20 protein-coding genes and 1 pseudogene are annotated in these 23805 nt (G+C 69.8%); 12 read left to right on the top strand and 9 right to left on the bottom strand.

Annotated elements, in window-relative coordinates; translation table 11 throughout:
• Window positions 1-13: 13 nt before the first annotated feature.
• Entirely contained in the window at window positions 14-1189 is a 1176-nt protein-coding gene (locus tag CEY15_RS11460) for a Dyp-type peroxidase (protein WP_245847572.1), read from the top strand.
• Window positions 1190-1227: 38 nt separating this feature from the next.
• On the opposite strand, the gene CEY15_RS11455 is transcribed toward CEY15_RS11460, so the two are convergent.
• Window positions 1228-2082, bottom strand: a complete 855-nt coding sequence (locus CEY15_RS11455) for an NmrA family NAD(P)-binding protein (protein WP_095718555.1) — start codon at window positions 2080-2082, stop codon at window positions 1228-1230.
• Window positions 2083-2233: 151 nt separating this feature from the next.
• On the opposite strand from CEY15_RS11455, the gene CEY15_RS11450 reads away from it, so the two are divergent.
• Window positions 2234-2611: a winged helix-turn-helix transcriptional regulator gene (locus CEY15_RS11450; protein WP_095718554.1), complete on the top strand. Its 378-nt coding sequence runs from the start codon at window positions 2234-2236 to the stop codon at window positions 2609-2611.
• A 42-nt stretch (window positions 2612-2653) separates the two neighbouring features.
• Here CEY15_RS11450 and CEY15_RS11445 read toward each other — a convergent pair whose 3' ends face one another.
• Window positions 2654-3178 (bottom strand): TetR/AcrR family transcriptional regulator, encoded by a 525-nt coding sequence (locus tag CEY15_RS11445; protein ID WP_095718553.1) that lies wholly within the window; start codon window positions 3176-3178, stop codon window positions 2654-2656.
• 55 nt (window positions 3179-3233) lie between these two features.
• Window positions 3234-4772 carry an MFS transporter gene (locus CEY15_RS11440; RefSeq protein ID WP_095718552.1) on the bottom strand — a complete coding sequence of 513 codons (1539 nt, stop codon included), beginning with the start codon at window positions 4770-4772 and terminating at the stop codon, window positions 3234-3236.
• A gap of 211 nt (window positions 4773-4983) precedes the next feature.
• On the opposite strand from CEY15_RS11440, the gene erm reads away from it, so the two are divergent.
• From erm to CEY15_RS11425, 3 genes are all read left to right on the top strand, one after another.
• Complete coding sequence (gene erm, locus CEY15_RS11435) at window positions 4984-5784, top strand: 23S ribosomal RNA methyltransferase Erm (RefSeq protein ID WP_095718551.1); 801 nt, start codon at window positions 4984-4986, stop codon at window positions 5782-5784.
• Between the two features lie 162 nt (window positions 5785-5946).
• Entirely contained in the window at window positions 5947-6540 is a 594-nt protein-coding gene (locus CEY15_RS11430; protein WP_095718550.1) for a GNAT family N-acetyltransferase, read from the top strand.
• A 2-nt stretch (window positions 6541-6542) separates the two neighbouring features.
• Window positions 6543-7136: a dihydrofolate reductase family protein gene (locus CEY15_RS11425; protein WP_095718549.1), complete on the top strand. Its 594-nt coding sequence runs from the start codon at window positions 6543-6545 to the stop codon at window positions 7134-7136.
• Between the two features lie 51 nt (window positions 7137-7187).
• Here the strand turns inward: CEY15_RS11425 and CEY15_RS11420 are convergent, their stop codons facing one another.
• Window positions 7188-9491, bottom strand: coding sequence for a glycoside hydrolase family 3 protein (locus tag CEY15_RS11420; RefSeq protein ID WP_095718548.1), 2304 nt, complete (start codon window positions 9489-9491; stop codon window positions 7188-7190).
• A gap of 198 nt (window positions 9492-9689) precedes the next feature.
• Between CEY15_RS11420 and CEY15_RS11415 the strand changes: the two genes are divergently transcribed.
• Genes CEY15_RS11415 through CEY15_RS18160 form a run of 3 tightly spaced genes read left to right on the top strand, consistent with a single transcriptional unit; the run spans window position 9690 to window position 11634 of the window.
• Window positions 9690-11075, top strand: coding sequence for an MFS transporter (locus CEY15_RS11415; RefSeq protein ID WP_095718578.1), 1386 nt, complete (start codon window positions 9690-9692; stop codon window positions 11073-11075).
• 26 nt (window positions 11076-11101) lie between these two features.
• Window positions 11102-11302 carry a hypothetical protein gene (locus CEY15_RS11410; RefSeq protein ID WP_095718547.1) on the top strand — a complete coding sequence of 67 codons (201 nt, stop codon included), beginning with the start codon at window positions 11102-11104 and terminating at the stop codon, window positions 11300-11302.
• Between the two features lie 53 nt (window positions 11303-11355).
• Window positions 11356-11634: a hypothetical protein gene (locus CEY15_RS18160; protein WP_141244253.1), complete on the top strand. Its 279-nt coding sequence runs from the start codon at window positions 11356-11358 to the stop codon at window positions 11632-11634.
• On the opposite strand, the gene CEY15_RS11405 is transcribed toward CEY15_RS18160, so the two are convergent.
• Entirely contained in the window at window positions 11594-12175 is a 582-nt protein-coding gene (locus CEY15_RS11405) for an HdeD family acid-resistance protein (RefSeq protein ID WP_095718546.1), read from the bottom strand. The genes CEY15_RS18160 and CEY15_RS11405 overlap by 41 nt on opposite strands.
• 280 nt (window positions 12176-12455) lie before the next feature.
• Between CEY15_RS11405 and CEY15_RS11400 the strand changes: the two genes are divergently transcribed.
• From CEY15_RS11400 to CEY15_RS11390, 3 genes are read left to right on the top strand one after another with little or no spacing between them, the layout of a single operon-like run.
• On the top strand, window positions 12456-13502 hold the full coding sequence (locus CEY15_RS11400) for an ABC transporter substrate-binding protein (protein WP_095718545.1): 1047 nt from the start codon (window positions 12456-12458) through the stop codon (window positions 13500-13502).
• A gap of 46 nt (window positions 13503-13548) precedes the next feature.
• Entirely contained in the window at window positions 13549-15165 is a 1617-nt protein-coding gene (locus CEY15_RS11395) for an ABC transporter permease (protein WP_095718544.1), read from the top strand.
• Window positions 15158-16213: an ABC transporter ATP-binding protein gene (locus CEY15_RS11390; protein WP_095718543.1), complete on the top strand. Its 1056-nt coding sequence runs from the start codon at window positions 15158-15160 to the stop codon at window positions 16211-16213. Before CEY15_RS11395 ends, CEY15_RS11390 begins: the two co-directional genes overlap by 8 nt.
• A gap of 58 nt (window positions 16214-16271) precedes the next feature.
• On the opposite strand, the gene CEY15_RS11385 is transcribed toward CEY15_RS11390, so the two are convergent.
• Window positions 16272-17114, bottom strand: coding sequence for a mycofactocin-coupled SDR family oxidoreductase (locus CEY15_RS11385; RefSeq protein ID WP_095718577.1), 843 nt, complete (start codon window positions 17112-17114; stop codon window positions 16272-16274).
• A gap of 418 nt (window positions 17115-17532) precedes the next feature.
• Between CEY15_RS11385 and CEY15_RS11380 the strand changes: the two genes are divergently transcribed.
• Window positions 17533-18909: a hypothetical protein gene (locus tag CEY15_RS11380; RefSeq protein ID WP_217987101.1), complete on the top strand. Its 1377-nt coding sequence runs from the start codon at window positions 17533-17535 to the stop codon at window positions 18907-18909.
• Between the two features lie 37 nt (window positions 18910-18946).
• On the opposite strand, the gene CEY15_RS18790 is transcribed toward CEY15_RS11380, so the two are convergent.
• From CEY15_RS18790 to CEY15_RS11360, 3 genes and pseudogenes are all read right to left on the bottom strand, one after another.
• Window positions 18947-21592, bottom strand: a complete 2646-nt coding sequence (locus CEY15_RS18790; protein ID WP_245847570.1) for a PEP/pyruvate-binding domain-containing protein — start codon at window positions 21590-21592, stop codon at window positions 18947-18949.
• Entirely contained in the window at window positions 21589-22587 is a 999-nt protein-coding gene (locus CEY15_RS11365; protein WP_095718542.1) for a TIGR03617 family F420-dependent LLM class oxidoreductase, read from the bottom strand. The genes CEY15_RS18790 and CEY15_RS11365 overlap by 4 nt, the downstream gene beginning before the upstream one ends.
• Window positions 22588-22661: 74 nt before the next feature.
• Window positions 22662-23762 (bottom strand): annotated as a pseudogene (locus tag CEY15_RS11360) (hypothetical protein); the annotation flags it as partial.
• Window positions 23763-23805 lie beyond the last annotated feature (43 nt).

Here is a 23805-nt window from a genome sequence, read left to right as displayed (position 1 = left end):
CAGGAGGGCCTGGATGACGTTGAGCGGAGCCGCGGCCGCAGGCGAGCTGACCTACCCCTTCCGTGGCGACCACCAGCAGGGTGTCACCACCCCCGCCCAGCAGCAGATGCACCTCACCGCGTTCGATGTGACGGCGCGCGACAGGGACTCGGTGATCGACCTGCTCACCGCGTGGACCCGCGCTGCCGAGAACCTCACCGCCGGGTTGCCCGTCGACTCGATGCGGGTGTCCAAGTCGGCGCCCCCCGACGACACCGGCGAGGCGTTCGACCTCGGCGCCTCCGGGCTGACCATCACCATCGGCTTCGGCAAGACCCTGTTCCGGGACGCGCAGGGGCGCGACCGCTTCGGTCTGGCCGACCGGCTGCCCGCGCCGCTGGCCGAGGACATCCCGCGCATGGCGGCGGAGAAGATCGACGCCGCCCGCAGCGGGGGCGACCTCGTGGTCCAGGCCTGCGCCGAGGACCCGCTGGTGGCGCTGCACGCGATCCACAACCTCACACGGATCGCGTTCGGCTGGGCCACCGTCCGCTGGACCCAGCTCGGATACGGTCGGACCTCGTCCACCGGGGCGGGCCAGGTCACTCCGCGAAACCTCTTCGGCTTCAAGGACGGAACCGCGTCGCTGCGCGGGGACCAGGACCAGCTGCTGCGCGACTTCGTCTGGGTGGGGCAGGACGACGACGCCGCGGACTGGATGGCCGGCGGGACCTACTTCTGCGCCCGGAAGATCCGTATGACCATGGAGGTCTGGGACGAACTCCCCTTGCGAGACCAGGAGAACGCGGTGGGCCGGGACAAGATCTCCGGGGCGCCGTTGTCCGGAGGCGACGAGTCCAGCGCCCCCGACTTCACCGTGCGATCGGCGGGCGGCTCCCCCGCTATCCCCGAGGCCAGCCACGTGGCGCTGATGCACCCCACCCGGAACGCAGGAGTGCACATGCTCCGGCGCGGGTACAACTACACCGACGGCTCCGACGAGTTGGGTCGCCTGGACGCCGGCCTGTTCTTCATCGCCTTCGTCCGCGACCCGCGTCGGCACTTCACCCCACTGCTCGCCCGCATGCAGTTCGACCTGCTCACCGAGTACCTGCAGCACCTCACGAGCTCTGTGTTCGCGATCCCCCCGGGGCTGCGGGACGGGCAGACGTACCTCGGGCAGCACCTGTTCGAGCCGGCCGCCGGGTAGGTCTTCCCCCGGCCCCGGGGACGCAGACGACCGCGAGGTCAGGCCAGCGCGGCCTCGACGGCCTCGACAAGTGTCGTGGTGGGCCGGCCGATCAGTGTGCTGAGGGTGCGGGAGTCGTCGTAGAGCTCCCCGGCCGCGACGCCACGGTCGGTGTCGGCGAGTGTCTCGGCGAACGGGGCCGGCACGCCGGCGGAGACCAGGACGGCGGCGTACTCGTCCCGCGTCAGGTCGGTGTAGGCCACATCTCGCCCGGCCTGCTCGGACAGGGCCGTGGCGTAGTCGGCCATCGTGAAGGCGGAGTCGCCCGCGAGCTCGTGGACCGTTCCCGCGCTGTCGTCGGCGAGCAGCGCGACCGCGGCGGCCTCGGCGTAGTCGGCGCGGGCCGCGGCGCTGATCCGCCCCGACCCGGCGGCGCCGAACACGCCCTGCGCCACCTGCGTGCGGGCCTGGTCGGTGTAGTTCTCGAGGTACCAGCCGTTGCGCAGCAGGACGTGGGGCACCCCCGCCTCGGCGAGGATGTGCTCGGTCTGCAGGTGTTCCGTCGCGAGGCTCAGCGAGCTGGAGTCGGCCCGGAGGATGCTGGTGTAGGCCAGGAGCTCGACTCCGTGCCGGGCCGCGGACTCGATCACGGTGCGATGCTGGGCGACCCGCTTGCCGACCATGCTGGACGACACCAGGAGCACCCGGTCGACACCCTCCAGCGCGGCGTCCACCGAGGTCGCGTCGTCGTAGTCGAGACGGCGGGCCCCCACCCCGCGTGCTGCCACGGCGCTCAGCCGGTCGGTGTCGCGGGCGGTGGCGACGATGTCTCCGGGAGCCACCCCCCGGTCGAGCAACGCGTCGACGACGTGGGCTCCGAGCTTCCCGGCGGCGCCGGTCACGAGGTAGGTCATGGGTCTTCTCCTGGGGGTACTGGGTATGGGCTCTTCGGTCCGGGGACCGACGGGCGTCAATGAGCTGAGACCCACTGACACCCACTGACAACCGACGGCGACGCCATACTGTTTCCGATGTCGGGTACCCACTTTCAAGTAAGGTACTGGCATGAGAGTGAGTGAGGGGCCGGTCCGCCTGGCGTCGGTCTTCGGGGAGGGCGTCTACACCGAGAACTGCCCGACGCGGGCAGCGCTGAGCCGGGTGACCAGTAGATGGGCGCCATTGCTGCTGGCGGCGCTGTCCGACGGCGAACCGCTGCGCTGGAACGAACTGCGCCACCGTGCCTCCGGGATCACGGACAAGATGCTGTCGCAGACCCTCCGCGCACTCGAGGCGGACGGGTACGTCCATCGGGAGGCTAGGCCGGTCGTGCCGCCGCACGTCGAGTACTCGCTGACACCCGACGGCGTCGCCCTCACCGCGCGACTGCTGGACCTGATGACCTTCGTGTCGACCAGGGAGCTCGGCACCGCTGATGAACGCTGACGATCGGGGCCCGGCGTGTGCCCTTCGCCCAGCGGCCGGGTCTCACTCCGCGAGCCTGATGATCTCCTCGACCACGCGTTCCCGCACAGCCGGGTCGAGCTTCTGCGATTCCAACGACTCGTACAGCCACAGCCCGTCCGCGGCGAGCCGGGCGATGAAGGTCATCACGTCGTCGTCCACGGCCGCGGGGGTGTCCGGGACCCACCGGCGGTAGACGTCCTCCCACACCGCGTTGGTGGCGGGGTTCTCCACCGCCTCCAACATCAGTAGTAGTTCCGCGCGGTCGGGGAACTGCGAGGAGCGGACGAAGGCGGCGAACCGGGCGTCGTCGTCGACCTCTCCGGCCGGTCCCCCGGCCTCGGACTCCATGCACTGTTCCCACCGCCCGGCCACGTGGGCGTGCAGTCCGCGGAGGAGGTCGTCGCGCGAGGGGAAGTGATAGAGCAGGCCGCCTTTCGTGAGGCCGGACTCCGTCGCGAGGGACTCGAATGTCAGGGCGGTCACACCCTCGCGCTGGATGAGGCGCTTGGCCGCGTCGAGGATGGTGTCGCGTTTCGACTGTCGCATGGGACCTGCTCCCGGGTCGTGGTGCGTGGGTGGCCGGTGGATGCCGTGGGGCCGTTCAGTGGTTGTTCGGGTAGAGCTGCGAGGGCGTGCCCGGGGTGTAGCCCCGCAGCAACACCGCGGACACCACGGCGCCGATCACCATCACGGCCGCCACCGCCGTCAGCACGGACAGGAACGCCGTGTCGAACGACTCGGCGGCCGCCGCCACGATCTGTGCATCCTGTGATGCCAGCGCCGCAGCGGGCGCCTGGCCCGCCCAGCCCTCCGCGCCCGCCGGCAGCTCGATCGCCCGCGCGTAGACCAGGGTCAGCAGCGAGCCCATGGTGGCCACGCCGACGAGCCCGCCGAACTCGTAGGACACCTCCTCCAGGGAGGCGGCCATGCCCGCGCGGCGCGGGGGCACGTTGCCCATGATGGCGGTGGAGGCCACCGACATCGAGGCACCGAGTCCGGCGCCGACGACGATCATGCCGAGCACCAGGAGCGTCAGCGAGTCCTGCGCGGCCGCGATGACGGTGATGACCGAACCCACGGCCGATGCGGTGATCCCGCCGCCGATGAGCACCAGCAGGCCGACCCGGTGCAGCACAGCACCGCCGAAGAGCGCGAAGGGGAGTGAGGCCACCGCCAGGACGCTGACCACGAGGCCGCTCTGGAGGGGGCTGAACCCCTCGACGAGTTGATAGCGCTGCGTGATGACCAGCTGCAGCCCGACTATCGCGAACACACTGACCCCCGCGGCCACCACGCCGCCGCTGAAGCCTCGGTTGCGGAAGATGGTGAAGTCCACCAGTGGCTCGGTGTGGGTGGCCAGTCGCCGTTGCCGCCTGGCGAAGACGGTGAGGGTGACGACGGCGACCACCGTGGCCGCTGTCGCCAGGGTCCGGTTCGCGTCCGCCTCCGCCCAGGTCTTGACGGCCAGGACCGCCGCGGCCATGCCGACCAGGGCCTGCGCGGAGGAGAGGGCGTCCCAGCGTCGGGCGGGGTTGGTGAGGTTGGGTGGCCCGACCACGAGCATCAGTGCGCTGGCGAGCAGGACGATGGGGACGTTGAGGAGGAACACCGACCCCCACCAGAAGTGCTCCAGCAGAACGCCGGACACGATGGGCCCCAGGGCCATGCCCACGGTCGCGATCGCGGCCCAGACGCCGATGGCGAGGTTGCGCTCCCGCTCGTCCGAGAAGCTGAGGCGGATGAGTGCGAGTGTCGCGGGCATCATGGCCGCCGCACCCACGCCCAGTAGGGCGCGGGCGAGGATCAGGACCCCCGCCGTCGGTGCGAAGGCGGCCACGAGCGACGCCGCGCCGAAGACGAGCAGGCCCACCTGGAAGATCCGCTTGTGTCCTACGCGGTCTCCCAGCGCGCCCGAGCCCAGCAGGAGCCCGGCCATCAGTAGGGGGTATGAGTTGATCACCCACAGCTGTTGAGAGCTACTCGCTCCCAGCTCCCGGGTCAGCGTCGGTAGTGCCGTGTAGAGGATCGTGTTGTCCAGGGCGATCAGCAGCAGGGCAGAAGAGACGATGCCGAGTACGGTCCAGCGTTGCCAGGGGGGCAGAGCGGTGTCCGGAGTCGTCGAGACGGGAGCGGATTGCATACCGTAACTGTACCGTACGGTTGGTATAGTTTCGACCGGCGATCGCGGGCGGTCGGCGACACTGGCCGTCATGACGTGTTTCACCACATTGATTCGGGACCGTCGCTTCTAGCGGCGGATTCCCTCCTGTAGGACGCTTCCGCCGCTCCGCGGTCCAGCCGGGCGGCGCTTTCGCATGCCCGGACATCTTCTCGTTCCGGAGCGTCCACACATGCCCACCTATCGGGGCGGCCGTCATGAGTACGGCCAGAACTTCCTCACCGACACCACCGTCGTCGACGCCATCATCGACATCGTCGACGACACCTCCGGGCCGATCATCGAGATCGGACCCGGCCGGGGTGCACTGACCACACCGTTGCAGACACTGGGGCGTCCACTGACCGCCGTGGAGATCGACTCCCGAAGGGTCGAGCACCTGCGGCGTTCGCTCACCGCCGACGTGGATCTGGTCCACGCGGATATCGTGCGGTGGCCGCTACCCACCACGCCGCATGTGGTGGTGGGCAATCTCCCGTTCCACCTCACCACCGCGATCCTGCGTAAGGTGCTCCACTCCTCGACGACGACGACCGCCGTCCTGCTGGTCCAGTGGGAGGTCGCCCGCCGGCGCGCGGGGGTCGGGGGAGCGACCATGATGACCGCCCAGTGGTGGCCGTGGATCGACTTCACCCTGCATCGCCGAGTGCCCCGCCGGGCATTCCAGCCGGAACCCACCGTCGACGGGGCGGTGCTCGTGCTGACCCGGAGGTCCCGACCTCTCCTGCCGGACCGCGACCGGGCCGCATACCGCAGGTTCGTCCACGCCGTCTTCACCGGCCGTGGCCGCGGCCTCACCGCGATCCTGGCCTCGGTGGTGCCGGCGCCGCGACGACCGGCGGTCCGCGGCGCCGTCGCCCGGGCCGGCGTGGCTCCCGGCGCCCTGCCCAGGGACCTCACCGCGCCGCAGTGGGTGGCGCTGTACACGGCCCTGGGGCGGCGGGGTCCGGACGCGTCCCGTTCCGGGAGTTGATGCGCGCCGGTCGCGCTCGGCCGAGCGAATCCTGTCGGCGCTCTGTAATCAGGTACTAGTGTCAGATCCGACGACCGAGCACCGGCATCCCAGCCCGCCGGAGCGCCAGGCACCTGGGACAAGGATGGACCCTATGACATCTTCTGCAGTGGGGGCGGGGCGATGATCGAGGTGCGCCCGGCGGAACGGTTCGACGATGTGGCGGTTCTCCTGGGGCCGAAGAAGAACCCGGATGCCACGGTGTGCTGGTGCCTGAGCCACCGTCTGGACTCCGGGACCAACACCTCCCTGGTGGGTCCCGCACGAGGCGAGTACGTGCGCGACCTGTGCTCACAGGAGGTCGCACCGGGTGTGCTCGCCTACCTCGAATCCGAACCCGTGGGGTGGGCGGGAGTCGCGCCGCGCCGCGACCTGCCGATCGCGCGATCCCGGGTGGTGCCGACCGTCGACACCCAACCGGTGTGGTCGATCTTCTGCATCCGGGTCCGCCCCGGGTACCGGGGCCGGGGGATCGCGCGGGAGTTGGTCGAGGGTGCGGTCGAGTTCGCGCGTGGCCACGGCGCACCCGCCGTCGAGGCGGTGCCCGTGGACAACGGTGCGGAGAAGGTCAACCTGACCATGGCGTTCGTCGGCTTCCGCGCACTCTTCGAGGAGGCGGGATTCGTCAAGGTCGCCGATACGACGTCGGTGGCGGGGGGCTATCCCCGGATCGTCATGAGGTGCCAGATCGTCCGTGACCCGATCCGCGGAGAGTGACCATGGGATCTCTGAGCTACACGGCGACGATCTCGCTCGACGGATACGCCGCCGATGCGAACGGAGACTTCGCCTGGACCGCGCCGGGCGGGGATGTGTTCCGGTTTCACGTGGAACGGATGGGATCGGTATCGCACGAGGTCCTGGGACGGAACACCTACCAGTTGATGACCTACTGGCAGGCCGAACCCGAGGATGGTTCCTGGGGCCCGGACGAGCACGAGTTCGCCCGTCGGTGGCAGGACCTCACACACATCGCCGTGTCGGAGACCCTGACCGAGGCGGATCTGTTGTCCACCCGGGACATCCTGCTGCCGCGTCTCGACCTCGGCCGACTCCGGGAGATCGTCGATGGTGCGGCGGGTGAGGTCGAAGTCTTCGGGCCCACGACCGCGAGCGAGGCGATCAGCGCCGGGATGGTCGACGACTTCCGGTTCTTCGTCGTCCCCAGGGTCGTGGGTGGGGGTCTGCGCGCGCTGCCGCCCGGCGCCGATCTCGACCTGGAGCTCGTCGAGCACCGCGTCTTCGGCAGCGGGACCGTGTTCGTGCATTACAGGCGTCGAGACGACAACCGCCAGAGGGAAGCGGGGTCGTAGACGGCAGGGACTCCCCGTCCGCCCTCGCCGCGGCAAGCCTGCTGGCCTACGTCAGCGCGGGATGCGGCTGAGTTGCTCGGCGACGCGCGCGACGGCCTCCCGATCCAGGCCCAGGAAACCGGAGAGCATTCGACCCACGGGGATGGACCCCACCAGGTCCTCGATAGAGGCCCCCACTGGCGCGCTCGCACCGCCGCTCGCCCCGCCGGCGTTCGCGGCGAACGGGCGGAACACCTCATCGAGGACCAGCCGTGCGTCGGGGTCCGCCATCGCCTCGGAGATGGTGGACTCGAGGTCGATCCGGACCGGGCGTGGATCGCCATCGACCACCACGGTGACCTCGATGCGGATGGCCCTGCTGGACGCGGCGGCCGCGAAGACGTACTCGCCGCCCTCTACCAGCCACCTCCCGGCCGGCTCGTCCCAGTACGCTAGGTCCCGTCGTTCGACCACCACCTCCAGGACCCCGATCTGCCCGGGATCGAGATCGATGTGCCCGAACCCCACGAGCTCCCGCGGCGCCCGCCTGCGCACCGACGCCGGGAGCGAGGAGTAGATCTGGACGATCTCGCGGCCCCGGACCCGCCCGGTGTTGTGGACCTTCACCCGTGCCGTCCACTCCTCGACTCGCTGTCCCCCGTCCCGGGCGACGACCGTCAGGGACCGGTAGTCGAATCGCGTGTAGGACAGTCCGTGGCCGAAGGGGAACCGCACCTCCCGTCGCCTGTGGTCGTACCCGCGGTAGCCGACGAAGATGCCCTCCCCGTACCGCACATGCGAGTCCTCGGCCGGGAAGTTGTCCCAGCTGGGAGCGTCCTCGATTCGGAGCGGGATCGTCTCGGCCAGGCGCCCGGACGGGGTGGCCTGGCCGTAGAGCACTCTCGCGAGCGCCCTGCCCCCGCCCTGGCCCAGCAGCGCACCGGAGAGGATCGCCGTGGCGTGGGGAACCACAGGGGTCAGGTCCAGCACGGACCCGGAGGACAGGATCACCACGATCCGGTCCTGCACCGCCGCGACCGCCTCGAGGAGCCGCAGTTGGTCACCGGGCAACTCGATGTGCTGGCGGTCCACCCCCTCCGACTCCTGGTCGTCGGTCAGTCCGAGCATGAGGACAGCCGCCTCCGCCTCGGATGCCACAGCGACGGCCTCGGCGAGGAGGCGGCCGGCGTCGTCGTCATCCCCCCCGAACCCCGCCGCGTAGGTGACGCGGTCGTCCCCGCCGATCCGGCGGATCTCCGTCAGGGGCACGTCGACCCGGGTGGGCGAGACGTGGGAGCTCCCACCGCCCTGGATGCGCGGCTCGCGGGCGAACGCGCCGATCACCGCGACGCCGGTGCCCGGGGAGAGGGGGAGCAGGTCGCCGTCGTTGGCCAGCAGCACGATCGAAGCCTCCGCCGCCTCCCGGGCGAGCTCGTGGTGGGCGTCGAGGTCCACCTCCACCGGCTGTCCCCCGCGACCCTGCGAGGCATGCCGTCCGTCGCGGGCCCGGGTCGTCAGGCGCGCCACGGCGTTCGCGGCCCGCCGGACATGGGCCCGGTCGAGGTCGCCCCGCCGGGCGGCGCGGACCACGTCGGCGTCGTCGAGATCGGCGGGCCCGGGCATCTGCAGGTCGAGTCCTGCACGAACGGACGCCACCCGGTCCGCCACGGCGCCCCAGTCGCTGATGACGGCCCCGTCGAACCCCCATTCGTCGCGCAGGAGGTCGGTGAGCAGCCACCGGTTCTCCGAGGCGTACACACCGTTGATCTTGTTGTACGCCGTCATCACGGTCCAGGGGCGGGAGTCCCGCACCACACGTTCGAAGGCGCGGAGGTAGAGCTCGCGCAACGGCCGGGGGTCGACGTCGGAGCTCGCCCGCATGCGATCGTGTTCCGAGTTGTTCGCGGCGAAGTGCTTGACCGACGCCCCGACGCCGCCCGCCTGGAGGCCTGCGACCAGCTGCGCGGCCATCACTCCCGTGAGGTGCGGGTCCTCGCTGAAGTACTCGAAGTTCCGACCGGCCCGGGGGTCGCGCTTGAGGTTGATCCCCGGACCGAGCAGGACCCCCACTCCGGCGGCCCGCGCCTCGGCGGCGAGCGCGGCCCCGATCCGGCGGGCCAGGCCGGGATCCCAGCTCTGCGCCAGCCCCGACGCCGGGGGGAAGCACGTGGCCGGGTCGCTCGCGGCCAGCCCGAGATGGTCCGTCGCGCCGGACTGGAACCGCACCCCGTGTGGCCCGTCGGTGAGGACGAGCGCGGGCACCCCGGGCAGCTCCTCGGTGCGCCAGAACGAGGCACCGCTCCCGAGTGAGGCCAGCTGCTCGAGATCCAGGGTGGGGTAGAGGTCGACCGGCGCCGACCCGGAGTCTGATGTCATGTGGTGGACCCGTCCTGACGTGTTGTTCACTTGTAGCACGCGTGTGCACCCGTCATCGTCGTACGCCCACCGCGGTGGGGGTGACGCCGGGCCCGGTTTCTGTACGATGCCCCGGTGATCGCCTCACCCCACCCCGAGAACAGCAGCGGCCCCGCCGATACGGCGGCGGATACGGCCGGCCGGACCGACGCGACCGGCTTGTCGTCGGCACCGTCCGACCCGTCCGACCCGTCCGACCCGTCCGACCCGACCGGGACGGTTCCCCGGCGCCGGATCATCTTCGCCTCGCTCATCGGCACGACCATCGAGTTCTACGACTTCTACATCTTCGCCACCGCCGCGGTCTCGGTATTCCCCCTGCTCTTCTTCCACGGCGGCGACTCGGGCGCCGCTCTGCTCGCCTCCATGGCGACCTTCGGGACCGCGTTCGTCGCCCGACCGCTGGGCTCGGTGATCTTCGGCCACTACGGGGACCGGCTGGGGCGCAAGGTCACGCTCGTGGGGGCCTTGCTCACCATGGGGATCGCGACCTTCCTCATCGGCCTGCTGCCGACCATCCACCAGATCGGGTTGTGGGCCCCGGCTATGCTCACCATCCTGCGTTTCTTCCAGGGCATCGGACTGGGCGGCGAGTGGTCGGGCGCCGCGCTCCTGGCCTCCGAGACCGCGCAACCCGGCAAGCGGGCCTTCGCCGCGATGTGGCCGCAGCTGGGTGCGCCGTTCGGATTCATCCTGGCCAACGGACTGTTCCTTGTGTTGACCACCTGGTTCGCCTACGACTCCACGGCCAGTGACCTGACGGATCCATTCCTGGTGTGGGGCTGGCGCCTGCCGTTCCTGCTGTCGATCGTCATGGTGGCCGTCGGCCTCTACGTCCGGCTGCGCATCGAGGAGACGCCGGTCTTCGCCCGGGCCATCGCGGACGACCAGCGGGTCAAGACGCCGGTGTCGGAGGTCTTCCGCAAGAGCTGGCGGGAGATCATCCTCGGCACCTTCATCATGCTGGCCACCTACGGTCTGTTCTACCTGATGACCACGTGGATCCTGTCCTTCGCGATCGGCGGGGAGGGCACCGGCGGGCTGGGGTACGGGTACCGGCCGTTCCTCACCCTGCAGGTGCTCGCGATCGTCCTGTTCGCCGTGTTCGTGCCGGTGGCGGGGCTCCTGGCCGACGCGCTGGGTCGGCGGCGCATGCTCATCGGCGTGACCCTCGCCATCGTCGCCTTCGGGCTCAGCTTCGGCTGGTGGCTCGACCCGGAGGCGATCGGTACCGGCGACGACCTCGACGTGACCCGGATGCTGCTCTTCCTCTGCGTGGGGATGATGCTCATGGGCCTGACCTTCGGGCCGATGTCGGCCGTGCTCCCGGAGCTGTTCCCCACCAACACCCGCTACACCGGCTCGGGGGTCGCGTACAACTTCTCGGCCATCCTCGGCGCCGCGCTGACCCCGTTCGTCGCGGTGTGGCTGGTGCAGAACTTCTCGGTGGCCTACGTCGGGTATTACCTGGTGGGCCTGTCCGTGCTGACCATCATCGCGCTCGTCCTGGCGCCGGAGACCAGCAAGAAGTCCCTGTATTCGTGACCCGCGAGCCCACAGGATGGGCGCGCATGAACGCAGTCTCCAGAGTCCTGCTCGGGTTGTTGATCTTCAACGGCGTCACCGCGGTCGGCGGTGGGCTCGCGCTCATTACCGGCGTGATCCCCGACGAGCCGTCGTGGGTCGAGCACACCGACTTCCCCACCGTCTACTTCGCCGGCGTGATCCTGCTCGCGATCGTGGGGGCAGCGCCCTGGTCGCGGCGACGGTGATGCTCAAGCGGAGCGCCGGATGACAGGCGGCCAGCATCCTGTCCGGGTGGATCATGGTGGTGTGGATCGTCGCGGAGATCGCCTCGATCCGTGGCTTCCACGTCCTGCAGGTGGTCTACGTGGTCACCGGGCTCGCCGTGATCTGGTGCACCCCGAGGACCCCCGTCCCCGGGCGCCCCGAGCCCGACACCCCGGCGAGGGGCGTCGGGCAGGACCGGGTGAGAGCGACGACGACGAGGCCCGCGGACCCCATGTGGTCCGCGGCCCCCGTCAACGCGCTGATGCGTGGGCTCAGCGAGATCCCCCATGGGACAGCGCGCGGAACACGTTGAGCGCCCCGAGCACGACGAGCGAGATGCCGAGCAGCCACCACAGGAAGCCGGCGCCCCACAGTGGGGTGCTCACCAGGGAGACGCCCGCGAGGACCGAGATGATCGCGAAGAAGATCGTCACGCCCTTCGCTCCGGACTCGCCGAGAGTGAACAGGGCGGTGAAGCCCTCGACGATCCACATGACGCCGATCATCACGGTGATGAAGACGGCGAGGAAGGCCGCGGACTCCTGCAGCGAGACAAACGCGAAGACGCCGGCGATGACCCACAGCAGGCCGAGCAGGACGTGACCGACCCGGCTGCCCGTCGTGTGGTCCTTGGCGAGCAGGCCGACCGAGGCGTACACGATTCCCCCGACGATGGCGTAGAAGGCGAGCACACCGGTGATGGCGACGGCGGTCTTCGCCGGCCAGACCAGGACGGCGATGCCGAAACCGATGGCGAGGAGGCCGCCGGTCAGCAGCGCGAGACGGACGCTCTTGGCGACCTGGGAGGCGGTGGTCTGGCCGGCTGTGGGCTGGGAGGCGGTGGACGTGGACATTCTGGGTACCTCGCTTGGGAGGAGTGGGTCGATCGCGGTTGCGATCAACGGAAATTAATCTAGTCCTGTTCCGGTCTACTTGCGGCAGGTTCAAAAAGGGCAGCCCCCGTGCATCTACTCAGCACGCCATCGCCGGCCCGTCGGGCGACCCGCCGCCGGGTCCTCCGGCGTTGTTCATCTGGCGTTCAGGCGAAAGGAACTGGGGCAGAATCCTGAGATGTCACGGTGGACTGTCACGGATCACCGTGGCCCACTCGGCATCTGAGGAGATCACAACACAATGACGACCACCGCTCGAATCGGAACGCGTTTCCTCGCCCGGGCAGCCGCTCTCGCGGCGGCCGGCGCCCTCACGCTCACGGCGTGCGCCGAGCCGGGCGACGGTGGCGAGGCCACGGCGAGCGGGGACGGGGTCACCGGCACCGTCACCCTGTACACCTCCGAACCCCAGGCCAAGATCGACGAGATCATCTCCGCGTTCAACGAGGAGCAGCCCGACATCACGGTCGAGGTGTTCCGCGCCGGGACGGGTGATCTGCGCGCCCGCATCGCAGCGGAGCAGGCCACGGGAGAGATCGGTGCCGATGTGCTGCTCGCGGCCGACGTCCCGACGTTCGAGGGCTACAAGGATCAGGACCTGTTCCGGGAGTTCACCCCGAGCGACCCCGACGCACTGCTCGAGGTCGCGGTGGACCCGGACGGCTACTACGTGGGGACGCGGATCATCCCCACGGTGATCGCCTACAACACGAACGACGTCGACGAGCCGCCGACCTCGTGGGCCGAGCTGGCCGAGCCGGACTACTCCGGACAGGTCATCCTGCCCAATCCGGACATCTCCGGTGCCGCCGCGTTCAACGCCTCGGCGTGGAGCCTGAACCCGGACCTCGGACCGGAGTGGATCGAGGAGTTGGGAGCGAACGCCCCTCAGGTCGCCGAGTCGAACGGCCCGGTGGCACAGGCCGTCGCCGAGGGATCGCGGCCGATCGGGATCGTGGTGGACTACCTCGTGCGCGACCTCGCCGCGGCGGGGTCGCCGATCGGCGTCAGCTACCCCGAGGAGGGGGTCCCCTACATCACACAGCCGGGTGCGGTGTTCGCCGACGCCCGCGACCCGGAGGCGGCCGAGCTGTTCCTCGACTTCATCGTCTCCACCCGCGGTCAGGAGATCGCCGTCGAGCAGAACTACCTGCCGGTCCGCGACGACGTGGGTACCCCGGAGAACGCCCCGTCCCTGGACCAGATCGCGCTGTTCGACCAGAACCTCCAGGCGATCGCCCGGAACCAGGCCGCCGCCGTGTCGGCGTTCACCGAGGCGATCCGCTGACGCCACGCGTCCGCCACCGACCCCGCCCCCTACCTCGAGTGCTCCCGTGACCCTGCCGATCCGGATCGTCCTCTGGTCTTCGCTCCTCGGGATCGCGGTCCTGCCCCTGGCTCTCGTCGTCTCGCTGGCGTTCGGGGCCAACCACCTGCCGCTTCTCCTCGACGGTGGCATCGTGCAGGCCGCGGTGAACAGCCTGACCACCTCGCTCGCGGCGGCGGTCGGGGCGGTCGTGATCGGCACCGTGATGGCGTTCCTGCTCGACCGGACCGACCTGGCGGGGCGCGGGCCACTGAAGCTGCTGTTGCTCACCCCGCTGTTCGTCCCGCCGTTCATCGGAGCGATCGCCTGGACGGGCCTGGTCACCCGGGGCGGGCTCATCGACCGCACGCTGGGGTTCGCGCCCTGGGACTTCTACGGGTTCTCGGGCGTGGCGTTCCTCCTGACGTTGCACAGCTATCCCGTCGCCTACTTCGTGGTGGCCGCCGCGTTGCGCAGGATCCCCGCGGATCTGGTCGAGGCCGCACGGATGGGCGGTGCCACACCACTGCGGACCCAGCTGGATGTGACCCTCCCGCTCATCCGGCCGGCCATCGCGGCGGCGTTCACGCTGACGTTCGTCAGCAGCATCGGCGACTTCGGCATCCCGATCATCGTGGGTGTCCCGGGCGGTCTCGACACACTGTCGACGATGGTCTACCGGTACCTCGAGTCCGGGACCGTGGACTCGCCACTCCAAGTGGTCTCACAGATCGGCATCATCCTGCTGGTGCTCGGCGTGCTCGGCACGGTCCTCGATCGACGGATGTCGAAGCGTGTCGTGGAATTCGGTGGGTCCGGTCGGGAGTTCGAACCCATGTCGCTCGGGCGGTCGCGGGCCGGCGTCTCGACCGCGGCCTGGGCGTTCGGCCTCGTCACCACCGTGGCCCCGCTGGCCGGGCTCGCCGTCAGGTCCCTCCTGCCGGCTCCCGGGGTGCCGTTGACCCTCGAGACCATGACGCTGGGCAACTACCAGCGTGTGCTCACCTCCGCCCAGACGATCAACGGCGCCACCAACTCGGTGGTCCTCTCGATCGGGGCCGGGGTGATCTGCGGGATCCTCGGTCTGGCGGTGGGCCTGTTCACCACCCGCCTCGCCCGGGCCGACCGGGAGCCGATGCTGTTGACGGTGCTGCTCCCGCAGGCCGTCCCCGGACTGGTCATCGCCACCGGGTGGCTCATCCTGGGCCGGTACACCGGGCTGTACAACACGGGCTGGGTGATCCTCGGCGCCTACGTCACCGCGTTCGCGGCGATCGTCGTCCAGACGGTGCGCGGTCCACTGGCCGGGATGCACTCCTCGATGGAGGAGGCCGCCAGGATCGGCGGTGCGGGCCCGTTCCGGGCGCACCTCGACACGAGCGTGCGTCTGGCGTTGCCTGCCGCGGGGATCGGCGCGATCATGGTGGCCGTCACCGCCGTGCGCGAGCTGACGTTGTCTGTTCTGCTCGTCTCGCCGGGGACGCAGACCCTCGGCGTGGTGATCTTTCAATACCAGAGGGCGGGCGACGTCAACGCCTCATCCGCGCTCTCGGTGATCCTCATGCTGGTGGGGTTGGTGGTGCTGGCACTGTTCGGGTCCAGGTTAACCAGGTCCGACTCGGAGACAGGGAAGCTGAATGTCTGAACTCGATGCCACAGCGGTGGGTGTACGCTTCGGCTCCACACGAGCCCTCGAGTCGGTGGACCTCCGGGTGGACGCCGGCCGGATCCTGGCCCTCGTGGGCCCGTCCGGCTCCGGCAAGTCGACGTTCCTGCGATCGGTGGCGGGGTTCGTCACACCCGACTCCGGCACCATCCGGGTCGGGGACCACGTGCTGGTGGGCGACGGGGTCATGGTGCCGCCCGAGCGCCGGGGACTGGGCATGGTCTTCCAGCACCACGCGGTGTGGCCGCATATGAGCGTCGCCGAAAACGTGGCCTATCCGCTAAGGCGCGCCCGGTGGAATCGGACGGATCGTGAGACGCGCGTGGCGGAGGTGCTCGACACCGTCGAACTGCGGGACCTGGCCGGCCGCGCGCCGGACACCCTCTCGGGCGGTCAGCGACAGCGGGTCGCCCTGGCCCGGGCACTCGTCGCCAGGCCCGCCGTGCTGCTGCTGGACGAGGCGCTCTCCGCCCTCGATGAGCCGTTGCGGGCGAGCCTGCGGTTGATGCTGCGCAGGCTCGCCGCGGAACATCAGCTCACGATGGTGCACGTGACGCACGATCGTGACGAGGCGTTGGCAATCGGCGATCAGGTCGCGGTGCTCAACAGGGGTCGTCTCGTGCAGGCGGGGACGCCCGCGGAACTCGACTCCGCGCCGAACAGCGAGTTCGTGGCGCGGTTCCTGCACGACGCGACGTGTGTGGCCGGCAGCATGGGCGACGGCCGGTTCCGATCGGACGACGGCAGGGTCGTGGTCGACCGCGACGTGCTGGAGTTCCAGTCCGGGGCCGTTGACGGCCCCGCGCACCTCGCGCTCCCGCCCGACGGCGTGGAACTCGTGGACCAGCCCACCGGCGACGGCGTGTTGCCCGTCGAGGTGGTCACCAGCCTCTACGGACGTCGTGGTCGAACGGTGATCTGCCGTTCGGGGGACCTCGAGCTGCGGGTGCTGACCTCGGACATGGGGGAGGCGTCGACGCCCCCGAGCGGGGCGCGCGTGCGGCGCGGCTTCGTCTACCCCCGGTGAGCGGTCCGTCCGCGGCCCCTCGCCGACGGGTGGTGAGGAGCAACGGTTCTCGGAGCGGTCAGTGGACCGAGGCGCCGCCGTCCACCGGGATCTCCCCGCCCGAGACGTAGTAAGCCTGGTCCGAGGCCAGCCAGGCGACGGCGTTGGAGACGTGGATCGACTCGATCCAGGCCTTGCCCATGGGGTTGAGGCCGGCGAAGGCGTCGTGGGCGTCTTCGGCCTGCGGGTCGTCGAGGTCCGGCCGGAAGAGCCCGAACGTCTTGGCGTTCTTCACCATCGGGGTGTCGATGGAGTTGGGGTGGATGGTGTTGACCCTGATGCCGTGCGGGCCGAGCTCGTTGGCCAGGACCTTCATCAGCCCGACGATCCCGTGCTTGGCGGCGGTGTACGCGGCGACGTTCGCCAACCCCTTGAAACCCGCGAGCGAGGAGATGATGATGACGGATCCGCCCGGTCCGGCGGCGAGCAGATGTTCGGCCGCCGCCGCGTAGGTGTGCCAGACACCGGTGAGGTTGATGTCCTGGATATCGTTCCAGGACTGCTGCTCGATCTTGTGGGTCTCCTGCCCGAAGGTGAAGATGCCGGCGTTGGCCACGATGATGTCGACGCTGCCCAGCTCGGCGACCCCGGCGGACACTGCATCGGTGAGCGCCGGTAGGTCCCGCACGTCGGCGACCCGCGCGACGATGCGGCGCCCCTGTGCCTCGACCAGGCGCACGGTTTCCTCGAGGTCCTCCTGCGTGGGCAGGTCGTAGAACCCTTCGAGTGAGGCGATCGGTGCACAGATGTCGACGGCGATGATGTCGGCGCCGTCCTCGGCGAGACGTACCGCGTGGCTGCGTCCCTGTCCTCGTGCCGCTCCGGTGATGAAGGCGACCTTGCCGTCCAGTTGTCCTGTCATGATCTGGTCCTCTCGTCGGAGAAGTTGGGGGTCTCGGTCGTGGCCGGCACGGCGTGTCGCAGCGGCGATCATCACGGTGGCGAAGGCCTCGAGCCGATACTCGGGGAGGGAAGCCGAGTCGGGGGAGGGGGAGGGGATACGGCCGAAACTGTCGGGCGCCGAATCGGAGCTCACGGGAGTCCCGATCTGCGACGCTCGTCGCTCTTTGCAGTGTGGCATGACCTGCTTTGGCGCACAGCCATTCTCGCCCACTCGGTCCGATTCTCCACGGACCTGTGACGCAATTGCCCAGACGAATTCGGGTTGTACCGGCGCGCTCGTGATGCCGGTGTTGCACGCTGAGACATGAACGCGCCTCCGTCTCCCCCCGTTGTCAGCGGGCGGTGACGACGTGCGGCACGCCGCGACGGGAGCACCTATGACCGAGCAAGTGGAGTCCTGGCACGAAGCCCGACTGATCCCCACGTCTGGAATTTCAGGCGCTGAGGAGCAGGAACGTCGGGCGACCTCAGCGCTTCTGGCTGTCATGTCAGTGGTCAAGGAGTTCGGCCGTGCCCTGCTGAAACCTCTCGGGGCGCCTGCGGGCGCCATCGAGACCTACATCGAGGTCCCCTTCGAACAGGGCGAGAAGAAGTGCTTTCCCGATGGTCTGATACGGATCCGACGGGGCAAGCTGACGTGGACCGCTCTGGTGGAGGTCAAGACCGGCCGGAATGTCCTCGAAACCGGGCAACTCGAGACGTACCTGGACGTCGCGAGGTCCCAGGGCTTCGACGCACTCATCACCATCAGCAACGAGATCCCACCGATGCTCGGTGAGCATCCGACCAGGGTCGACAAACGCAAGATCCGCAAAGTAGCTCTGCACCACTGGTCCTGGACTCTCGTGCTCTCCACCGCAGTCCTGCAGAAGGAGCACCGAGGTGTGTCGGATCCCGAGCAGGCCTGGATCCTCGGTGAGCTGATCCGTTATCTCGAGCACCCCAGGTCCGGCGCTATGGAGTTGGAGGATATGGGCGCCCATTGGGTGAGCGTTCGTAACGCTGTCGCCTCGGGGACCCTGCGCCCCGGTGATCCCGGTGCCGCTGAGGTAGTTGCGCGATTCGACGGCCTGCTCCGTTTTGTCACCCTGCGCCTCGGAAGACAGCTCGGGACCGACGTCATCCAGGTTCGTAGCAGAAAGGAGGCCGCTGATCCGTCTCTCCGCGCGCAGGCAGTCCTGGCCAGCTTGGTGGCCGACGGCCGGATGACTGGTGCGATCCGTATCCCGGACACTGTGGCTCCGATACACGTGACGGCCGACCTCAGGGCGTCCCAGGTCACGTGCCAGGTTGAGGTGGAGGCGCCCAAATCCAGCCGCGCAACGACGCGCGTTAGTTGGTTGATTCGCCAACTGAAGCACGCGCCCGAGGGCACGCGTATCGAGGCGTTCGTGGCCAATGCGCGCGGACCCGGTACGGCAGAGTTGCTGGGTAAGGCCAGGGAGGACCCATCCACCCTCATTGCCGACCCCAAGAAAGAGATCAAGAAGTTCCAGGTCACGATGATCGTCCCGTTGGGCACGAAGAAGGCGCGCGGAAGGGGGAGTTTCATCGACTCGGTTGTCGACGTGGTCGACGACTTCTACAGCGACGTGGTCCAGCACATCAAGGGGTGGACGCCTCGTCCACCACAACTGCGCGAGTTCGAGCCCGAGACCGTTCAGCCACCGGAGATCGCCTCGGTCGCTCTCTCGTCACAGGACGGCGCGGAGACTGCGGAAGCGAACCCAGCTGAGAACGATGCAGGGCGGTAGCTGCAGGTGAGCAGCAGCGGATGGCCCCGAGCAGAGGTCACGCCTGATCGAGCCGCGTCACCACCCCCCGGTCCCCGTCCACGCGGACGCGGTCACCGGTCCGCAGCGTCTGCGTGGCGACCAGGGTGTTGACCACGCAGGGCAGCCCGTACTCGCGCGCGACCACGGCCCCGTGGGAGACAGAGCTGCCGATGTCGGTGACCAGCGCCGCGATCACTGTGAAGTACGGAGTCCAGCCCACATCCGTGACGGGCGCGACCAGGATCTCGCCCGGCTGCACCTCGCGGGCGTCCAGAATCGACCTCGCCACGCGCACCACGCCCTCCACCGACCCCCGGCTCGCGGGTCGGCCGATGATCTCCCCGCCCGCAGCCTCACGCGGGGGCCGGGCTATCAGCGGGACCGGGCGACCGACCGACACATCGGGGAACTCCAGCACGTCCTGGAACGCCAGCGCCTCCCGGCGCCCGACCGCGCAGTCAACGAGATCGCCGATCTCCCCTGGCTCCACGATCTTGCCCAGCTCCGCACGGTCGAAGAAGAACACCAGGTCCGGGTCGGGCAGTCGTCCGGCCGCGGCCAAGACCTCGCCGAGATGGCGGTAGCCCCGCTTGAGCGCGTGCGCCATCAGCGCCATCGTCGACTTGGTCTCCTCCCGCCCACGCGCGCCCTCCTGCGCGAACCGGGCGAGCAGTCGGATGACGGGCGAGACGGCCTCGCGGACATCCGCGTCTGCGCCTGCCGCGCCCACACCTGCCGCGTCTGCATCTGTCGCGCCCACACCTGCGGCGCCTGCACCTGCCGCGTCCACGCCTGTCGCCGCCACGATCTGCCCCTCGGAGATCGATCCGCCCCCGGAGGTCGGAGCGCGAGGCGGGATCGGAGGGGCGGATCGCGGGGAGGTGCCCGGCTTGGGGCTGCCCGGCTTGGAGCTGCCCGGTTCGGAGCCGGCCAGATCGGGCCCCGGCCCCGACCCCCGCGCTGACCGGACCATCACCTGCATCATCGCCCCGAGCCCCTCGGGATCGTCGGCCCAGGAGGGATCGCGCATGCACAGCTCGCGGTACCCGCGGTGACCGTGACGATCCAGGAACGCTCGCAGCATCGAGCCCGCGGTACCGCTCGAGGCCCGCAGGGTGGTGACAGCGTCACCGGGATCGGTGGCGAGGAACCCCTCGGCGGCCGCGGGATCGGCGGCGACGGCGCGGACCACCGCGTCCAGCTGCTCCAGCATGACCGCGCTCTCCACGTCGGAGGCACCTGCCATGAGCCGCGCCGCCTCGGTGCGTCCTGAGTCCTCGCCCCGGCCGGCCTTGACCGCTCGGGAGATCAGGACGCTCTCGAGGATGTTGGCGGCGACCGCGGCACGGGAGGACGAGCGCACGTGGGTCAGCGTGACGTCGCAGTACAGCTCGACCCCCGCCTCCAACTGCTCCATCACCCGCCGCGGGTCGTCGTCGGCCGGGACCCGCCAGTCGGCGATCCGCCCCGGCAGTCTCCGGATGGCGGGTCCGGCCGACAGCGCGTGGGAGGACAGACGGAAGGTGTTGCCGAGTCGGCGCAGGAACGGCTTGGGCGGCTTGGGCACCAGCTCCTCGACCACCCGCCCGCAGATCGAGGTGGAGAACTGCTCGAGCGAGTTGCCCACGATGCCCGAGCTCAGTGACGTGCCCTCGGTGAGGTTGAGGAACATGTGCCCGGAGAAGTACCCCACCTGCAGCCACGGCCGGTCGTAGCTCGGCTGGGCTCGGGCCACCACCTGGATCTGCTGCATGGCGTAGTCGATCGCGAACCCCGAAACCGACGCCGTCAGGGGGCAGAACGCCCCCGGCATCATCTCGCCGATGTTGCAGCGCGTGTAGACGTGGTCCTCGCCGGCCAGGGGTGAGTCCATCTCCGCCAGGTCGGCGGGCAACGTGGTGATGGGTCTGGCCTGCAGCCACCAGAGCCTGCCGCCCCTGTCGATCGCCCACTCGAGGTCCATCGGCCGACCCCAGTTCTGCTCCGCGCGCAGGGCGCCCGACCTGATCTCTGCGATCTCCTCCGGGGACAGGACGCCCTCGTCGTCGTACTCCCGCAGGGCCACCCCGCCGGCGGAATCCAGGATCAGGTGGTCAGCTGACGCCGATCCGTCGACCAGCGACTCGCCCAGGCCGGGGACCGCGTCGATCACCATGAGGTCGCGCCGGCCGCTGGTGGGGTCCGCCGTGAACACCACACCGGCGGCGCGCGCGTCCACCATCTGTTGCACCACCAGGTGCATGGGCGGCGGGGCGGTGGCCGTGTCCGTGGTCGCCGGAACGGCCCCGGTGCCGGCCGCCGGATCGGCGCGATAGGACGACGCGCGGCCGGACTCCACCGACGCCACGCACGTGCGCACGGCGTCGACGAAGCGCTCGGCCGAGTCCACGCCCAGCACCGTGTCGTACTGGCCGGCGAACGAGTGGTCCCCGCCGTCCTCCCCGGCCGCCGAGGACCTCACGGCCACCGGCGTCGCGCCCGCGTCGGCCATGCGGTGGAACAAGCGGGAGAGGTCGACGACGACGAGGTCCGCCGACGCGTCCGCGATCACGAATCCGTGCGGTACGTCCAGGCCGAGGCGCCGGAGTCCTGCCAGACCCGCGGCCTTCCCGCCGTAGCGGTCGTCGGTGATGTCGTCGAACTCGACCACCGTCGGCCTCATCGGTCGCCCGCCAGCGAATCGACGATCTGGGTCAGCGCATCGGTGGCGATAGGGCCCGTCTGGTAGAGGCAGAGCCGGTCCGAGACCCCGTCCACCCGGTCGCGGATGTGTGCGGCCACCTCCGCCGGGGTCCCGCAGGCGGCGATGGTGTGCAGGATGTCGTCGCTGATCAGGGCGGTCATCTCCTGCCAGCGACCCTGCTTGGACATGGCGTTGAGCTCGGGCTGGAGATCGCCCCAGCCGTGGGCGTCGAGCACCGGCTTGTACGCGGGGGTGGAGCCGTAGAACGCGAGCAGCCGGCGGGTGGACACGTGGTCGTCGTCCCGTCCGGTGGCCACCGACACGATCACCTCGGGCACCACCTCGAAGTCGTCCTCGTTGCGACCGGCGGCGGCGAGTCCGGCGCGCACGGCCGGCATCGTCGACTCGCGGAGGAACTTCGTGGACCCGAACGGCATCACCAGGAGGCCGTCGGCCACCTCCGCGGTGGCCCGGGTCAGCCGCGGCCCGAGCGCGCCCAGGTAGATCGGCGGCGGGCCGTAGGGGTTGGGTCCGGGCACGAAGGTGGGCGTCATGAGGGTGTGCCGGTAGTACTCGCCGCGGAAGTCCAGGCGCTCGCCGGTCTCCCAGGTGGCGAAGACGGCCCGCAGTGCCCCCACCAACTCCGTCATCCGCTCGACGGGGCGGTCGAACTCGGTCCCGTAGCGCTTCTCGATCTGCGCCCGCACCTGCGTGCCCAATCCCAGGACGAACCGGCCCTCGCTGAGCAGTTGCAGGTCATAGGCCTGGTGGGCCAGCTGGACGGGGTTGCGGGGAAAGGCGATCGCGACGTTGGACATCACGTCCAGGCCCCGGACCTGGGACGCCAGCACCAGGGGGGTGAACACGTCGTGCGGGCCCTCGAAAGTGAACACCCCGGACGCACCGGCCTCCTTGAGCGCCACCGCCCGGTCGACGGCGTCGGTGGGGCCGAAGAGCGCGGTCATGACCTTCACGCCGGCGATCCGTCCTGCGAGGGCGCGCCCGAACCGGAATCCGAGCCGGCGTCTGAACCCGAGCCCGCACCGTCGGTCCAGTCGGCGAACCCAGACGGGTGATGGGGGCCGATCACGCCGTGTTCGAACAGTCCCGCGCCCTCGTGGGTCGTCCCGTCCTCCTCCGTGCACACGGCGCGCCCGACGTGGTCGATGAGGCTGAACGCCGCCCCGGCCATCACCTGGGGGTCGGTGAGGTCGAAGCTCACGCGCTCGGTGAACCCCTCGCCCCTCCAGCTGCCGTGCGCCCAGGAGGAGTCGCCGCCGTACCCGGAACCGAAGGCGATGGGGGCGAACAGTCGGGATTCCACGTCCAGTCGGAACCGGTCGCCCGCACGGTTCATGAACTCCACGTGGACGCCCGTCGGGATCCGGGTGCCGACGCGGTAGTCCACGTCCACGCGCACGCCGTCGAGCTGCTCCACCCGACCGTCCTGCCAGCGCCGCGTGCAGTCGTAGAGGCTGCGGTGGCCGTCGGGGTCCTCCTGGATGATGAGGAACAGCTGGTAGTCGTCGAACGCCAGGGGCAGGTATAGCCACCACATCCCGCGGAACGCCGTGTCGGGCCGCCCGGCGGGTTCAGGTTCGCCCACCGGACGGATGCCCCACGAGCGGTCCCGGGCGGCCACCGAGGAGGAGTGCGTGACCTCCAACCGGTCTCCGTCGACCTCGATCCACCCCTCCCACGAGCCGAGTTGCGCGAAGCGGCTGGCCTGCAACGTCACCCGGCGGTCGGTGAGCATCGAGTGCGGTTCCTCCATGGCTGCGGGGAACAGGCCCCGCCAGGTGAGGTCGGCGGCGATGCCCTCGGTGGGTTCCAGCGTGAGTCGCAGTCTCTGGAGGGGCTCGATCACCTCGAGCCGGTACCCGCCGACGTGAGGCGTGAGGCGGTCGTCGTCGATCGCGTCGCTGAGGTGCACCGCGGTCTGCGTATCACCCCGGCGGACCACGACGTAGGCGTCCTTGACGCCCAGGCGCGGGTAGTAGCCGATCCCGGTGAGCGCCATGAATCGGCCCTCCCGGTCGAGCACGTTGAAGTAGGACCGGTCGTAGAAGTTCCGGTCGGACGTCGCCGGCCAGTTCACCGGCGCGTGCGTCTGGTGGATCGGGTACTCGTCGAGCGGGCTGAGGGTCACGGAACTCTCCCTACAATACGATGCACACTGCATTGGAACTATG

This window comes from Dietzia natronolimnaea, from assembly GCF_002289575.1.
Taxonomy (GTDB): Bacteria; Actinomycetota; Actinomycetes; order Mycobacteriales; family Mycobacteriaceae; genus Dietzia; species Dietzia natronolimnaea_A.
Note: the sequence above shows the minus strand (reverse complement) of the source record. Positions and strands in the feature narration are given on the sequence as shown.